The sequence below is a fragment of the Streptomyces sp. AM8-1-1 genome (assembly GCF_032229325.1).
Classification (GTDB): Bacteria; Actinomycetota; Actinomycetes; order Streptomycetales; family Streptomycetaceae; genus Streptomyces; species Streptomyces achmelvichensis.
This window is the reverse complement of record NZ_CP135086.1, coordinates 8,022,756-8,038,715: the sequence shown is the minus strand read 5'-3', so window position 1 is coordinate 8,038,715 and position 15,960 is coordinate 8,022,756. Positions and strand designations below refer to the sequence as shown.

14 protein-coding genes are annotated in these 15,960 nt (G+C 70.8%); 13 read left to right on the top strand and 1 reads right to left on the bottom strand.

The window, feature by feature from the left end:
- Positions 1-45: 45 nt before the first annotated feature.
- From RPQ07_RS35775 to RPQ07_RS35725, 11 genes are read left to right on the top strand one after another with little or no spacing between them, the layout of a single operon-like run.
- A complete protein-coding gene (locus RPQ07_RS35775) occupies positions 46-1,338 on the top strand; it encodes an ABC transporter substrate-binding protein (protein ID WP_313948425.1) in 1,293 nt (430 codons plus the stop codon).
- 2 nt (positions 1,339-1,340) lie between these two features.
- Positions 1,341-2,237 (top strand): sugar ABC transporter permease, encoded by an 897-nt coding sequence (locus RPQ07_RS35770; RefSeq protein WP_313949133.1) that lies wholly within the window; start codon positions 1,341-1,343, stop codon positions 2,235-2,237.
- The gene (locus RPQ07_RS35765; protein WP_313948424.1) at positions 2,237-3,163 is read left to right on the top strand and encodes a carbohydrate ABC transporter permease; all 927 of its coding nucleotides are present in this window, start codon (positions 2,237-2,239) and stop codon (positions 3,161-3,163) included. The genes RPQ07_RS35770 and RPQ07_RS35765 overlap by 1 nt, the downstream gene beginning before the upstream one ends.
- Complete coding sequence (locus RPQ07_RS35760; RefSeq protein WP_313948423.1) at positions 3,160-5,277, top strand: alpha-galactosidase; 2,118 nt, start codon at positions 3,160-3,162, stop codon at positions 5,275-5,277. Before RPQ07_RS35765 ends, RPQ07_RS35760 begins: the two co-directional genes overlap by 4 nt.
- Positions 5,278-5,332: 55 nt before the next feature.
- Entirely contained in the window at positions 5,333-6,091 is a 759-nt protein-coding gene (locus RPQ07_RS35755) for an SDR family oxidoreductase (protein ID WP_313948422.1), read from the top strand.
- A gap of 48 nt (positions 6,092-6,139) precedes the next feature.
- Positions 6,140-6,901: a FadR/GntR family transcriptional regulator gene (locus RPQ07_RS35750; RefSeq protein ID WP_313948421.1), complete on the top strand. Its 762-nt coding sequence runs from the start codon at positions 6,140-6,142 to the stop codon at positions 6,899-6,901.
- Positions 6,898-8,043, top strand: coding sequence for a galactonate dehydratase (gene dgoD, locus RPQ07_RS35745; protein ID WP_313948420.1), 1,146 nt, complete (start codon positions 6,898-6,900; stop codon positions 8,041-8,043). The genes RPQ07_RS35750 and dgoD overlap by 4 nt, the downstream gene beginning before the upstream one ends.
- Positions 8,037-8,837, top strand: coding sequence for a hypothetical protein (locus tag RPQ07_RS35740; RefSeq protein ID WP_313948419.1), 801 nt, complete (start codon positions 8,037-8,039; stop codon positions 8,835-8,837). The genes dgoD and RPQ07_RS35740 overlap by 7 nt, the downstream gene beginning before the upstream one ends.
- Positions 8,838-8,862: 25 nt before the next feature.
- Complete coding sequence (locus RPQ07_RS35735; RefSeq protein WP_313948418.1) at positions 8,863-9,498, top strand: bifunctional 4-hydroxy-2-oxoglutarate aldolase/2-dehydro-3-deoxy-phosphogluconate aldolase; 636 nt, start codon at positions 8,863-8,865, stop codon at positions 9,496-9,498.
- Entirely contained in the window at positions 9,495-10,427 is a 933-nt protein-coding gene (locus RPQ07_RS35730; protein WP_313948417.1) for an SMP-30/gluconolactonase/LRE family protein, read from the top strand. The genes RPQ07_RS35735 and RPQ07_RS35730 overlap by 4 nt, the downstream gene beginning before the upstream one ends.
- An 8-nt stretch (positions 10,428-10,435) precedes the next feature.
- Entirely contained in the window at positions 10,436-11,413 is a 978-nt protein-coding gene (locus RPQ07_RS35725; RefSeq protein ID WP_313948416.1) for a sugar kinase, read from the top strand.
- Positions 11,414-11,533: 120 nt separating this feature from the next.
- Here RPQ07_RS35725 and RPQ07_RS35720 read toward each other — a convergent pair whose 3' ends face one another.
- The gene (locus RPQ07_RS35720; RefSeq protein WP_313949132.1) at positions 11,534-12,817 is read right to left on the bottom strand and encodes a phosphatase PAP2 family protein; all 1,284 of its coding nucleotides are present in this window, start codon (positions 12,815-12,817) and stop codon (positions 11,534-11,536) included.
- Between the two features lie 586 nt (positions 12,818-13,403).
- Between RPQ07_RS35720 and RPQ07_RS35715 the strand changes: the two genes are divergently transcribed.
- Both RPQ07_RS35715 and RPQ07_RS35710 read left to right on the top strand, forming a co-directional pair.
- Complete coding sequence (locus RPQ07_RS35715; RefSeq protein WP_313948415.1) at positions 13,404-13,991, top strand: peptidase inhibitor family I36 protein; 588 nt, start codon at positions 13,404-13,406, stop codon at positions 13,989-13,991.
- Positions 13,992-14,184: 193 nt separating this feature from the next.
- A complete protein-coding gene (locus tag RPQ07_RS35710) occupies positions 14,185-15,954 on the top strand; it encodes a pentapeptide repeat-containing protein (RefSeq protein ID WP_313948414.1) in 1,770 nt (589 codons plus the stop codon).
- The last annotated feature ends 6 nt before the right edge of the window (positions 15,955-15,960 follow it).

Sequence of the window (15,960 nt, the reverse complement as noted above, 5' to 3'; positions counted from 1 at the left end):
AGGGGGCCTCAAGTTCCGTTCCGTGGGCACCAAGGGAGTGCACAGATGACCGCCTTCAACGCCACCCGCCGCCGATTCCTCGTAGGAACGGGCGCAGTCGGCGCCGGCGCACTGCTCAGCAGCTGCGTCACCCAGAGCCCGTCCGCCTCCGGAGGAAAGTCCGGCGGCCCGGTGACCCTGCAGTCCAACCTCTCCTCCCCGCAGGCCAAGAGCGCGATACAGGCGACGGTCGCCGCCTTCGGCAAGCGCGGGGACACCAGGGCGCAGCTCAACACCGTGGCGTCGGAGACCTTCCGCACCCAGCTGCCGACCTACCTCACCTCGGCCAACCCGCCGGACGCCTACACCTGGTACCCGGGCTCCGTCGCCGAGTCGTACGCGAAGAAGGACCTGCTCCTCGACCTCACCGACATCTGGGAGAAGCCCGAACTCGCCGGCTACTCCGAGGCGCTGAAGAAGCTGTGCACCTCCGCGTCCAGCGGCAAGAAGGTCTTCGTGCCCACCAGCTACTACTGGTGGGGCATGTTCTACCGGAAGTCCAACTTCGCCAAGTGGGGTGTACAGGAGCCCAAGACCTGGGACGAGTTCCTCGATCTGTGCGACAAGCTCAAGAGCAAGGGCGTCGCCCCGATCGGCCTCGGCGCCGGCGGCGACACCCCGTGGGTCGCCTCCTCCTGGTTCGACTACCTCAACATCCGCGTCAACGGCGCCACTTACCACCGCGAACTCCTCGCCGGCAAGCACCGCTTCGACGATCCGGAGGTCCGCAGGGTCTTCGACCGCTGGGACGAGGCGCGCCCGTTCTTCGACCCGAACGGCACGGCGATCCCCTTCCAGGACGCCACCACCGCCCTGCTCCAGGGCCGTACGGGCATGATGCTCATCGGCACCTTCTTCGCCGACGCGGCCCCCAAGGACGCCCTGGACGACCTGGACTTCTTCCAGTTCCCCATCATCGACACGAAGATCCCGGTCGCCGAAGAGGCGCCCACCGACGGCTTCTTCGCCAGCGCCCGCACGAAGCGCGCCGACGGCGTCAAGGAACTGCTGCGCTACCTGGCCACCGCCGAGTCGCAGGAGCTCTACCTCAAGAGCGGCTCGGGCACCACGCTGCCCACCCACCCCGACGCCAAGGACTCGGGCACACCGCTGGTGCTCAAGGGCCGCAAGCTCATCGAGGGCGCCACCGACCTCACCCAGTTCTTCAACCGTGACTCCAGCGACGCCCTCCAGCCGTCCGCGGACACCGCGCTCGTGCACTACCTGGCCAAGCCCAAGCAGGTCGGCTCCATCCTCACCACATGGCAGCGCAGCGCACAGAAGATCTGGAACCAGTGACCATGGCGCTGATCGGCTCCACACGACGGTCCAGGGCCACGCGCGTGCCCCCGGTGGTCCTGGCCTTCGTCCTCCTCCCGCTGCTCGTCGAGGCCTTCTGGGTCTTCTGGCCCGCCATCCAGGGCTTCTACCTGTCGCTGACCTCGTGGGACGGCCTGTCGGCCCCCGCGTTCGTCGGCCTCGGCAACTTCAGCGAGATGGCGCACGACGCGGTCTTCCGCACCGCCGCGATCAACACGGTGCTGTGGCTGCTGCTCTTCGGCGGACTCTCCGCCGCCCTCGGCCTCGGTGCCGCGCTGCTGCTCCAGCAGGAGCGGCGCGGCATCGGGTTCTACCGGGCGGCGCTCTTCCTGCCGGTGGTCTTCTCACTGGTCGCCACCGCGCTGGTGTGGCAGGCCATGTACCAGCCGGACGGCCTGATCAACAACGTGCTGTCGGCGGTCGGCCTCGACAGCTGGCGGCACGCCTGGCTCGCCGACCAGGACACCGCCTTCTTCGCGGTGATCGTGCCCGCCCTGTGGCGCCAGGTCGGCTACGTGATGGTGCTCTATCTCGCCGGCCTCAAGGGAATCGATCCCGTGCTGTACGAGGCGGCCAAGGTCGACGGCGCGAGCCGTATTCAGCAGTTCCGTCACATCACCCTGCCGCAGCTGCGCAGCGTCAACGCGGTCGTCCTGTCGGTCATCGTCATCGACTCGCTGCGTTCGTTCGACGTCGTCTGGGCGCTCACCCGCGGCGGTCCGTACCACTCCTCCGAACTGCTGAGCACCTACATGTACTCCACCGCGTTCCAGTCCCTGCGCCTGGGATACGGCTCCGCGCTCGCCGTCGTCATCTTCGTGCTCGCTTTCGGTGTCATCGCGAGCTACCTCGTGCGCGCTTTCCGGGAGGCCGACTGATGACCGCCACCCACGCCTCCGCACCCGTCGGCAAGGACCCGGGCCACGACCCCGGCACGGCGCACACGGCTCCGCAGTCGGCTCCCCGCCGGCCTGTTGTCCGCGGCCGAGCCCTGCGCACCACCGGCTTCCACCTCACGGCGGGCCTGCTGTCCGCGCTGTGGCTGCTGCCGATCGTTCTCGTCCTGGTCACGAGCACCCGCACCTTCGACGACATCGCCGCCCACGGGGTCGGCAGTTGGCCGCACTCCTTCACTCTCGACGGCTTCCGTCAGGCATGGGTGGACGGCGGCCAGCAGCAGGCCCTCATCAACAGCATGATCGTCTCGATTCCCACCGTGCTGCTCTCGCTCGGCCTCGCCTCCATGGCGGCCTTCGCGCTCAGCCGCTACGACCTGCCGTTCCGGCGCGTCCTGCTGCTGCTGATGCTCGGCGGCAACCTGCTGCCCCCGCAGATCCTGCTGATCCCGGTCTCCAAGCTCAGCGAAGTGCTCGGCATCTACGACCAGTTGTATGCGCTGATCGGGGTTCAGGTCGGCTTCGGCGTCGGCTTCTACGTCTTCGTGCTGCACGGATTCATGCGGGCGATCCCCGGTGAGATCCAGCAGGCCGCCGTCATCGACGGCGCGAGCCCCTGGCAGATCTACTGGCGGATCATCCTGCCACTGGCCCGCCCGGCACTGGCCGCACTGACCGCCCTGTCGTTCACGTGGATCTTCAACGATCTGCTCTGGGCCATCACGGTGCTGCGCACCGACAGCCAGATGCCGATCACCGCCTCGCTGATCGGACTGCAGGGCCAGTACGTGTCCATGTGGAACGTCATCGCCGCCGGTTCGGTGATCGCCGCCGCCCCGACGGTGGCCGTCTTCCTCCGCTTCCAGCGCCACTTCGTGGCCGGACTGAACCTCGGAGCCGTGAAGTGACCACGCCCGACCGGTGGCTGCTGCGCACCGACACCACCACCTACGCCGTCACCCTCGGCGGCGACGGACGCTGGGCCGAACTCGCCGCCTGGGGGCCGCACGGTGCCGAGGCCGGGCCGTCACCCATGGACGGATCGCGTCGCACCCACTTCATCACCCCCGCCGACGCCGCCCCGGCCGAGTACATCCCGTACGGGCTGCGGCCGTTCACCGGAGCCGATCTGATCGCCTCCCGTCCCGGTGGCGACCGCGGCAGCTGGTGGCAGTTCGACGGTGCCACCCAGGACGGCGACCGTACGCTGCGCCTGGAGTTCGCCGACGACCTGCTCGGGCTGCGCACCGCGCTGTGCTACGAGACGGTGCCCGGTACCGATGTCGTCCTGCGCTGGACGGAGCTCACCTGTACCGGTGAGGACGAGGTGCGGCTGGAGCGCTTCGACTCCGCCGCGGTCAATGTGCCTGTCCAGGGTGGCGCGCGACTGACCTACCTGGCCGGCCAGTGGTCGCAGGAGTTCCAGCTCCAGGAACTGGTTCTGGAGCGCGGGCGCTTCGAGATGGAAAGCACCCAGGGTTCGGCGGGCCACGCCTACCACCCCTGGCTCGCGATCCAGTCCGCCGACGCTCCCGCCGAGGGAACCACCCCCACCTACGGCGTCGCCCTGGAGTGGTCCGGCAACTGGCGCATCACCGCCGACGCCGAACCCGGCGGTGCGCTGCGCGTACGCGCCGGCCGCGTGCCGCACGAGGGCGCCGTCCGCCTCACCCCCGGCACCACCCTCGTCACACCGCGCCTGGCCTGCGCCTTCAGCCCGGACGGCCTCGACGGACTGGCTCGCGTCTGGCACCGCTACGAGCGGCACCTGAGCGGCGAGCGCATCGACCGTCCCCGCAAGGTCCTCTACAACTCGTGGGAGGCCACCGGCTTCGACGTCGACGCCCCCGGCCAGCTGGAACTCGCCGAGGTCGCCGCCGAGCTGGGTGCCGAACTCTTCGTCGTCGACGACGGCTGGTTCACCGGGCGTCACGACGACACCGGGGGCCTCGGCGACTGGGACCCCGACCCGGCCGCGTTTCCCGATGGATTCCACCGCTTCATCGGCCAGGTCCGGTCCCTCGGCATGGACTTCGGCCTGTGGGTCGAACCCGAGGGCATCAGCCCTTGCTCCAAGCTGTACGCAGAACACCCCGAGTGGGTGTACCGGATCGACGGCCGCCCGGCCACACTCGTGCGCAACCAACTCCTGCTCGACCTCGGCCGTGAGGACGTCCAGGACTTCGTCATCGGTACCCTCGACCGGCTGCTCGGCTCGCACGCCATCAGCTATCTGAAGTGGGACATGAACCGGCCGCCCACCGAACGCGGCCGCCCCGGGCAGCCGGCGGGTCCCGACCCGGAGCGGCAGGACCTCGATGCCGGGCACGTCGCCGGCTACCTCCGCGTCCTGGACCATCTGCGCACCGCCCACCCGCACGTCACGATCGAGGGCTGCGCCGGCGGCGGCGCTCGCGTCGAGCACGCCACCATCGCCCGCACCGACGTGGTGTGGCCCAGCGACAACACCGCGCCCATGGACCGACTGCGCATCCAGTACGGCTATCTCCACGCGCATGCCCCGCACACCATGAGTTCCTGGGTCACCGACGCCCCGGGCATCTTCGATCCCCGGCCGCGCTCGCTCGCCTTCCGCTTCGTCAACTCGATGGCGGGCGTTCTCGGTGTCGGCGCCGACATCCGCCACTGGGCTCCGGAGCAGCGTGCCGAGGCGGCGAGGTGGATCGCCCGCTACAAGGAGATCCGGGACGTCGTCCACCACGGGGAGGTCCACCTGCTGGGCACCCCGGCCGACCCGACGTGCGGTGTCCAGTTCGAGGAACGCAGCGGTGCCCGTGTGGTGGTGACGGCATGGAACACCGGACCGCTGGACGGCGCGCCCCTGCTGTCCGGACGGCCCGCCCGGCTCCGCCTGCGGGGCCTGAACCCGGAATCCGTATACACCGACACCGACACCGACACCGGAACCCGCTACAGCGGGGCGTATCTGCTGCACTCGGGGCTGCCGTTCACCTGGAGCCGCGAACACGACGCGGAGCTGACGGTTCTCGCCCGTCAGTGACGACATCGGAAAATCTGCGCCCCACCGGCCTCTCGATCAGGAGAAGATCCCCCACATGAATCCAGCCGCCCGTTTCACCAATCGCGTCGCCGTCGTCACGGGTGCCGCGTCGGGCATCGGCGCGGCCGCCGCGGCTCGCCTCGCCGCGGAGGGCGCGGCCGTCGTCCTCGTCGACATCGCCGCCGACCGCGGCGAGGAGACCGCCGAACGGCTGCGCAAGGACGGGGCCCGGGCCGTCTTCGTCGACGCCGACGTCGCGAGCGAGGACGACTGGCCGCGGGTGATCACCGCCGCGCACGGCTTCGGTCCCGTGGGCGTCCTGGTCAGCAACGCGTACACGGTGGCCGTCGCACCGGCTCACGAGACCAGTCTCGCCTCCTGGGAGCGGCAGCTCTCGGTCAACCTCACCGGTGCCTTCCTCGGTGTCCGGGCGGCGCTGCCGGATCTGCGCGCGAAGTCCGGGGCCGTGGTGCTCGTGTCCTCCGTGCACGCGCACCGGGGCATCCCCGGCCATCCGGCGTACGCGGCAAGCAAGGGCGCCCTGCTGTCGCTGTGCGGTCAACTCGCCGTCGAGTACGGCCCGGACGTCCGGGTCAATGCGGTACTGCCGGGGCCCATCCTGACCGCCGCGTGGGACCGGGTGCCGCAGGCCGACCGCGAGCTCAGCGTCGCGGGCACCGCGGCCCGCCGCTTCGGCACGCCCGAGGAGGTCGCCGCCGCCGTCGCCTTCCTCGCCGCCGACGAGGCCTCCTACATCACCGGATCGAGCCTGCTCGTGGACGGCGGCTGGAGCATCTCGAAGGCCTCGGCCTGACGGAACGACCGCCCCGGCCACCGATCGAACAGCAAGAAGGGCATAGACATGACGCCATACGCGCGCCGCGGAGTGCACGGCCAGACGGTGGAGACCCTCGCCCGCCGAGTGCTCACCGGCGAGATCCCCGAAGGAGCGACGCTCGACATGGCGGCGCTGCAGAGCGAGCTGGACGTCAGCCTGACGGCGCTGCGCGAGTCCCTGAAGGTGCTCGCGGCCAAGGGCATGGTCGACGCCCGGCAGAAGCGCGGCACCTTCGTCAGGCCCCGCTCCGACTGGAACCTTCTCGACGCCGACGTGCTGCGCTGGCAGTTCTCCGAGAGCAGCGGCACCGGCGCCGACCCCGCACTGCTGCGCAGCCTCGGTGAGGTCCGCGGGATCATCGAACCCGCGGCCGTGCGCCTCGCGGCGGACCGGCGCACCGACACCGACCTCGAGGCGCTGGAGACGGCCCTGACCGCGATGGGGCAGGAGGGCGGCGCGAGTCACGCCGTCGAGGCCGACCTCGCCTTCCACCGGGCGCTGCTCGCCGCCACCCACAACGAGCTGCTGGAACGCATGGAGATGGTCATCGAGTCGGGCCTCGCCCAACGCGACCAGCTCGTGCACAGCGCTCCGCACAGCGAGGACCCGGTACCCAGCCACCGTGCCGTCCTCGACGCCGTGCGCGACCGGGACCCCGACGCCGCGGAACACGCCATGCGCGCCCTGCTCGACCAGGCGACGCGCGATCTCGACAAGGTCAGCGGCCCGCTCGCGTCCGACGGCGCGGACGGTTCCTCCGAGAAGAAGGACGGCCAGGGACAGTGAAGATCGCGCGCGTCGAGACCTTTCTCGTCCCGCCCCGGTGGCTGTTCTGCCGGATCGAGACGGATGACGGCGTCGTCGGCTGGGGCGAGCCGGTGGTGGAGGGCAGGGCCGAGGTGGTCCGGTCGGCCGTGGAGGTGCTGGCCGAATACCTGGTGGGCCAGGACCCGTTGCGCATCCAGGACCACTGGCAGGTGCTGAGCAAGGGCGGTTTCTACCGCGGCGGCCCGGTGCTCTCCAGTGCCGTCGCCGGCATCGACCAGGCCCTGTGGGACATCGCCGGCCGCACACTCGGGGTGCCGGTGCACACGCTGCTCGGCGGGCCGGTCCGCGACGCGGTACGGGTGTACGCCTGGGTCGGCGGCGACGAGCCCGACCGGCTCAAGGAGGAGGTGACCGCCCAGGTGGAAGCCGGCTTCACCGCCGTCAAGATGAACGCCGCCGGACGCACCCCGCCGATCGGAAGCCCCGCCGAGACCGCAGCCGTCGTCGAGCGCGTGGCGGCGGCACGCGAGGCCCTGGGTCCGCACCGGGACGTCGCCGTCGATTTCCACGGCCGCTTCGGCGCCGCCAACGCGCGGCGCGTGCTCCAGGAGATAGCCCCCCTGCACCCGCTGTTCGTGGAGGAGCCCGTCCTGCCCGAGCAGGCGCACCTGCTGCCGGGCCTGGTCGGCGCCTCGTCGGTGCCGCTCGCCACCGGTGAACGGCTCTACGGGCGAGCCGACTTCCTTGCGCCGCTGACCGCGGGAGTCGCCGTGGCCCAGCCGGACCTGTCGCACGCCGGCGGGATCTCGGAGGTCACCCGGATCGCGTCGCTCGCCGAGACCTTCGGGGCTCATCTGGCGCCGCACTGCCCGCTCGGCCCCATCGCACTGGCCGCAAGCCTTCAGGTCGCCTTCGCCACGCCCAACTTCCTGATCCAGGAGCAGAGCCGGGGCATCCACTACAACAAGGACGCCGACCTGCTCTCCTACCTCGTCGACACCGAGCCCTTCCGTTTCGTCGACGGTCAGGCGCGTCGCAGCGGACTGCCCGGACTCGGCATCGCTGTCGACGAGGACGCGGTGCGCGCCGCCGACCGGTCCGGGCACGCCTGGCGCAACCCCGTCTGGCGGCACGCCGACGGCTCCTTCGCCGAATGGTGACCGGGAACCGGCTGCCGGTGTCCGTGGTCACCGACCCGGAATGGGGCGGCCGTTGGACCTCACTGACCGCCGGCGGCCGCGAATGGCTCTGGCACCGCGACGAGCCGCGCCGCGCGCACGTCTCCCCCGGTGACGCTTTCGCCGACGCCGGGGGCCTGGAGGAGTGCGCGCCGACCGTTCGCGGGCTGCCCGATCACGGGGACGCCTGGTCGCGGCGGTGGCGGCGGGACGGGGACGTGGACCTCGTGGAGTGCCCGGACTTCCGCCTGGCGCGCCGTATCCGCGACGAGGCGGGGGCGGCCGTCGCCGACTACACGCTCACCGCCGAACCCGGCTACCGCTTCGTATGGGCCGCCCACGCCCTGCTCGACCTGTCTCCGTCCGCCCGGATCGGTATCGACGGGCCCGCGGTCACGCGGCTCTACCCGGACGAGGGAGACCGCTGGGTCACCGGCGCCTGGCCCACCGTCGACGGCATCCCGCTGGACCGGCTCGGCCCGGACGACGGGAGCGCCGTCGGAGCAGTCGTCCTCACCTCACAGGTGTCCGTGCACGACGGCCCGGACTCCCTCCACCTGTCCGTCGAGGCCGACGGACCGCAGCCGCACTCCGTCGCCCTGTGGCGCAACCTCCGCGGCTTCCCCCAGGACGCGCCGTACCGGTCGATCGGCGTCGAGCCGATGCTCGGCCGGGTCTTCGACCGGGCGACGGGGGGTCACGGCGACACCGCCGTCGTGCCCGCGAGCGGTGAGGTCACCTGGCGGCTCACCGTCACCGCCACCCGTCGCGCCTGACACCCACCACCAGAAGGGATCCCCGATGGACCTGCTCGCCGCGCTGCGCTCCCACCGGCTGCTCGCCATCGTCCGCGGCAGCGATCCGGACGCCGCGCTGACGACCGTGCTCGCCCTCGTCGAGGAAGGCATCTCCCTCGTCGAGGTCTCCCTCAGCGGACGCGACGCGCTCGACGTCATAGCCCGGGCCCGTGCCGCACTGGGCCCTGACGCAACCCTCGGCGCCGGCACCGTCCTGACCTCCGACGAGGCCCGTGCCGCTCAGAAATCCGGAGCCGGCTTCCTCGTCACCCCGGCGGTCAGCGACGGCATAGCCACCGGCCTGGAGCTCGGACTCCCGGTGCTCGCGGGCGTGATGACCCCCACCGACGTCCTCCAGGCGCACCGCCTGGGTGCCACGGCCTTCAAACTCTTCCCTGCCGGCAGCGCCGGAGGTCCGGGCTATCTTCGGGACCTGCGCGGCCCCTTCCCCGACCTGCCGTTCGTACCCGTCGGCGGGGTGGACGCCCAGGCAGCCGCCGACTATCTGCGCAGCGGTGCCACAGCCGTCGGTGTCGGCTCACCACTGGTCGGCGACGCGGCCTCGGGCGGCGGTCTCACCGCCCTGCGCGAGCGGGCCCGCACGTTCCTGGACGTCGTGCGCACGGTGGTCCGGCCGTGACCCGGCCCACGGTCATCGGGACCGACCGCCTCGAACTCGGCGAGGGCATCCGGTGGACGGACGGCCGCGCGGTGCTGACGGACATCCTCTCCGGCCGTCTTCTGTCCGCCCCCGGCCATCCCGCCGCACCGCTCGCCCCCATCACCCAACTCCCCTGCCCGTTGGGTGCGGTGGCCCCGGTCGAGAACCGGCCCGGTCACTGGATCGCGGCGGCGGGCACCGGCATCTGCCGCATCGACCCCGCAGGCCGGATCGACTGGATCGCACGCCCCGAAGACGACGCACCCGTGCCGATGCGGATGAACGACGGCGTCGCCGACCCGCAGGGCCGTTTCTGGGCGGGCAGCATGGCGTACGAGGCGACCGAGGACGCGGGCTCTCTCTACCGCGTGGACCGCGACGGACGTGTCACCCGCGTCCTGCGGGACATCACCGTGCCCAACGGCCCGGCCTTCAGCGCGGACGGCACCGTCATGTACCTCGCCGACAGCGCCCGAGGGCTCGTCCGGCGCTACCCCGTCGACCCGGTCACCGGCGACGTGGGCGAGCCCGACGCCCACATCACCTTCGCCACAGGCAGTCCCGACGGTATGACGACCGACACCGAGGGTGGCCTCTGGACCGCGGTCTGGGGCGCCGGCCAGGCCCACCGCTATCACCCCGACGGCGCCCTCGACCGGATCGTCGAACTGCCCGCCACTCAGCCCGCCGGGCTCTGCCTCGGCGGTCCCGACGGCCGCACCCTTCTTGTCACCAGCGCCCGCATCGGCCTGTCCCGGCCGGGTCCGCTGGACGGCGCCGTCTTCGCGTTCCGGGTCGACGTACCCGGGACGCCGGCCGCGTCCTACCGCGCGGAGCGCACCCAGGGCCCGACCTCCACGGACTCCGAAGCCGCCCGCGAACCCGCAGTCCGTACCGACACACCGTAGGACCGACCATGAGTACCCCCCGGACCCTGCGCCCCGGCCCCGTCGTCTGCGTCGGCGAGACCATGGCAGCCCTCGCACCCGAGCCCCTCGGGCCGCTCGACCACGCCGACCTGCTGCGTATCGACATCGCGGGCGCCGAGTCGAACGTCGCCCTCTACCTGGCCGACCACGGCATCCCCGCCCGCTGGCTCTCCGCCGTCGGCGACGACCCCTTCGGCAGGCGCGTCCGCGACCGGATCGCCGCGGGCGGAGTCGACGTCGACGGCGTCCGCACCGACCCGGACCGACCCACCGGACTGCTCCTGAAGGACCCCGGCGCGCACGGCACGCACGTCCACTACCACCGCCGTGGATCCGCCGCCTCGGCCCTCACTCCCGAACTCCTCGACGACCCGGCCATGGCGGGCGCCGCACTCCTCCATCTCAGCGGCATCACCCCGGCCCTCTCCCCCGGCTGCCATGCCCTCGTCGAGCGGGCACTGCGCCCCGATCGTCCCTGGCCGGTCAGCTTCGACGTCAACCACCGCCCCGCCCTGTGGACCGGCCGCCCCGCCGGCGACATCCTGCGGCCGCTCGCCGACCGGGCCGACATCGTCCTCGTCGGCCTCGACGAGGCCCAGGCCCTGTGGGGTGACGGGATCACCGACGCCGAAGGGGTTCGTGAACTCCTGTCCGGTCCGCAGGTCCTCGTGGTGAAGGACGGCGACCGCGAGGCCACCGCCTTCGTAGGAGCCGCCGCGTACAGCGTGCCCGCCTTGACGGTGCGCGTCGCCGAACCCGTGGGCGCGGGCGATGCCTTCGCCGCCGGGTTCCTCAGCGGCCTGCTGCGACAGCTACCTGTGTACCGCGCCCTGCGGCTCGGCCATCTGACCGCGGCCTCGGCGCTGAGAGTCGCCGCTGACCACGGCCCCCTGCCGGAGCCCGACCTCGTCGGGGCGCTCCTGGACGCCGACGAGGAGACCTGGCGGGCCGCCGTGATCGACTGATCCTGGCGGGCCGCCGTGATCGACTGATCCTCCGGAGGTGCCGTCCGGCCGCTTCCTCCCGGCGGCGCCCCTACCGCAAGCCGTGCACGGTGCCGCTCGGGCCCAGCGGGGCAGCGCGGCTCAGACCAGTTCGGGCTGCGCTTCGCGTCGAGGATGCGGCAGCTGCACCGGCTCCGGTTTCCGGTCCCACAGCCTGGTGGTCCGTACGTAGCCGTAGATCACCGAGGCCATCGCCGCAATGATCAGCGGCCCGAACACCCATGGCCATTCGGCCATTTCCATCGACAGATAGCGGTACGACGCCAGGAGTGCAATGAATACCGCCGCGCCGTAGACGACGAGTTGTATTCCACGTCGGTCCCAGCCCCGGTCGAGCGAGCGCAGCGCCGCCTCGATGGTGAGGGTGAACACCACACCGGCGACGATGTCCGCGCCGTAGTGGTACCCGAAGCCCAGCGTTGCGCCGAGAGTGGCGATCAGCCAGAAGCCGCCCGCGAAGCGCAGGATCGGGGGGCCCTTGAGGGAATGGATGAAGATCGCGGTGGCCCACGCCGTGTGCAGACTGGGCATGCAGTTCCGGGGGGTGACCTCGTCGAAGGGTATCGGCCCCGGGGTACCGACCGGCGGCGGTATGTCCGGCCACAGGTTGGCGACCGCCCAGGCGCCCCCGTCGGCACCGTAGGCGAAGACGGGTCCGACCACCGGGTAGATCATGTAGATGCCCGGCCCGAGCAAGCCGATGACGAGAAAGGTGCGCACCAGATGGTGACCCGGGAAGCGTCCCTCGGCCGCCACGTTGCGCAGCTGGTACAGCGCGATGAGGACCGCGGCGACCGCGAGCTGGATATAGACGAAGTCGAGGACGTGTTCGCCCACGGTGCCGGTGGCCGCGACGATGCGGCCCGCCAGCCATGAGGGGTTGCCCAGCGCGTGATCGGCGGCTGCCACGTAGGGGTCGAGCACCATCGGGCGGGTCTTCGACGTGATCAGCAGCCAGGTGTAGCCGGTCTTGCGGCCGGCCACCAGCAGCAGGGCGAGTCCGACACCTTTCAGGAGCAGGACGCGGTCCTGGCCGGTGCGGCGCGTGATGGCGATGACCCCGCAGGCCAACGTCACCCACAGTGCTCCGTTGCCGTACATCATCTCGGCACCGACAGCCCACCGCACGAGCCAGAAGACGATGTCGATACCGATCGCGGCGCCGACCGCGATGAGTCGCTGTCGCCAGGTGAGGACCACCATCATCAACGCCATGCTGACGTATAGCACTGTGCCCGATTTGGGGGCGAATATGACCTCGCGCGCCTGATCGGTGATCGGCCCCGGCTCGCCGTACCGGCGCGCGGCGATCTCCAGCGCCACGAGGAATCCGAGGCCCACCACACTCACTGCGGCCCAGAGCACGATGGTCGGCCGGCGCCATGCCGCCAACCGAGAGCTGCCGCCTGCGCGCGAAAGCCCTCGCGTTAGGTTAGTTATCAATTTTTCAGCCGATTTGTCTTATTTCCCAATGATCGATACGAGCTCGAACATGCTAGCGGATTATGTGCGTTGTTCGGATCATGGATACCTGGAATCCAGCGATCGGTCTCTTGCCCGCCACGACGGCGAACAGGAAAGGCCGCGCCGCCCGGATTTGGTACAGCTCGGTCCGCTCGCCCGTCAGGAACATCTCGCCGCCTCCGGTATCGGAATGCCCGCCCGAAATCCCCCCACAAGGGCCGTGAGCTTTCACGGCCGCCGGTGCCACGTCGTGCTGATGCGGGGTGGTGGCGCGGCGGACGATCTCGTGACCGTCTGTGCGATCAAGACGGCGACCGAGACGAACCGGACGGGGCGCCCGCGTCGAGCGCTCAACTCCTGTGCAACCTGGCCCCCGTTTCGCGCGTACAGCAACTGACCGCTCCGAGCGGCACCGGAAGGGGACGCCGCTGAGGAAGAGGTCGTCGCAGGAGCAACGGTTCCGCCTACACGCCAACGGGAGAGACGCATGAATCCACTGAAGCTGCTGAGTTCGCTGAGCACGCGCCGCACCTCACTCGCACTCGCACTGGTCGCCACATCCGTGCTCACAACGGCTCTGGCCACCCCGTCGGCCGCCGCGCCGGCAGAGCCCGCCTCGTCGGCCAAGGCCGCGCACACCGGGCTGGAGCGGCAGATCGAGGGGCTGCTGGAGCACAACGAGGGCGCCGAGCGCGTCGGGAAGGACCGGGTGCGGCTGGCGCCGGGCGTGGAGATGACCGTCGTACCGTCCACCCGCGGGGCAGCCGACGGCACGGGCGACTGCCGGACCGGCTACGCCTGTGTGTGGCAGCACCGCGACGCGACCGGCTACCGCCTGGACTTCTACTACTACGGCTCCTACACGCTGTCGAACTACACGATGCCTGACGGCTCCAGCTGGCAGGACAAGGTCAGTTCCTACTACAACGCGCAGACCGACGGCGCCTGGATCGTCGGCAGGAACTGGGATCCGGTGGCAGGCGGCCTGGAGTGGATCTTCGGCGGGCCGGGCGGGAGGTACGAGGCCCTGGTGTCCGCCAACGACCAGGCCGATGTGATCGAGCTGTACGCATAGCCGAGGACCGGGTGCGGGGGACGACGGACACGTCCTCCCCCGCCTCACGGCAGGCGGACGGCTGGCTGGACGACGGTCGACCGCACATCAGGTGGGAGCGGCCGGTAACACCTCGACCTCGGTGGCGGTGCCCTCCGCCTTGTCATGCTTGGCGTAGGACTTCCACCGCCCGTCATCCGACGTACCATCGGGCGTGACCGCCAACGCCCCCGCCGCGTCGCCGCTGAGCGCCCCTGACTGGCCCTGTTGCGGGCAGGGTTCCGATCCGTCAGCCGACGCCGTGGGCTGCCGCGGCCGCCGGGTCGACCCGTATGCCGAGTGCCTGGCCCACCTGAGCACCACCGACCGCGCCGCCTACCTGGCCGGTCTGCTGCCCGGTGCCGACCTCGATCACCGTGGCACTCGGGTGAGCGGTGAGCTGCTGACCGAGCTTCTCGCCCGGCTCCACGACCCCGCGACGAATCAGTCCCGCCCCGGCAAAGTTTCCTTCAGCGGGGCGGAGTTCACCGGTGAGGTGAGGTTCGACGGGGTGGAGTTCGGCGACGAAGCCCGGTTCATCGGGGCAAAGTTCACCGCTGACGCCGGATTCGACGGGGCACGGTTCGAGGGCACCGCATGGTTCGGCGGGGCGGAGTTCGCCGGCGACGCAGGCTTCCCCAGGGCAACGTTCGGCCGCGACGCGTGGTTCGACGGGGCGACATTCGATGAGCAGGCCAGGTTCCGTTGGGTGGAGTTCGGCGGTGACGCGGAGTTCGACCACGCGAAGTTCGGCCTCGACGCCCGGTTCAACGGGGCGAGCTTCGGCGGTGACGCACGGTTCTTCGGGGCACAGTTCCACCGCAACGCACACTTCAACAGGGCGGCTTTCGCACGCGCTTCCCTCATGGGCCCCTTCGTGTGCGAGGGAGAACTGGTCCTGTCCGAGGCTGTGTTCGACGTCGCCGTAACCATCGAGGCAGCGACCGCGGGCCTGGTCTGCCGCCGGACTCGGTGGGCCTCCACCGCGGCGCTGCGCCTGCGGTACGCGGGCGTGGACCTCAGCGATGCGGTCCTGGAGTACCCGGTGAGTGTCGCTGCTCAGTCCTGGCCCTTCGCCGTGATCCGCGAGGAAGTGGCCGGACATGGTCTGACGGACCCCCGCGTGCGCGTCCACTCGTTGCGCGGCGTGGACGCCGCGCATCTGGTACTCACCGATGTCGACCTCACCGATTGCCGCTTCGCCGGGGCCGTCCACCTCGACCAGTTGCAGATGGAAGGTCGGTGCGTCCTGGCCACTGCCCCTTCCGGGATACGGAGGCGCGGCCCGTGGCCGGTGCGCTGGACGCCGCGCAAGACGCTGGCCGAAGAACATCACTGGCGTGCCGCTCACGACACCGCCGCGGACGGCTGGACACCCGCGGACGGGGGGAGCGCACTGGAGCCGAGTGCACTCGCTGCGGTGTACCGGCAACTGCGCAAAGCGTTCGAGGACGGCAAGAACGAGCCCGGCGCCGCCGACTTCTACTACGGCGAGATGGAAATGCGCCGCCACGACCCGGCCACTCCCCGTGCCGAGCGGGGCCTGCTTGCTCTGTACTGGGCGGTGTCGGGGTACGGTCTGCGTGCCTCGCGCGCCCTCGGATGGCTCCTGCTGGCCATGATCGCCACCATGTCCGTGATGATGCTGTGGGGCCTGCCGAAGGACGACCCGAAGCCAGAAAGTACCGGCACCGTCACCGGCCGAAGCATCACCTTGAGGACCGATACGCCGGATCCGGCGAATCCCGACGGGCCGTACCGGAAGCGGCTGACGACCGAGCGGTTCGACAAGTCGCTGCGCGTGGTCATCAACTCGGTGGTGTTCCGCAGCAGCGGCCAGGGTCTGACCACCACCGGTACGTACACCGAGATGGCCTCGCGGCTCTCGGAACCGGTACTGCTCGGTCTCGCCCTCCTCGCCGTCCGCGGCCGCGTCAAGCGTTGACTTCCG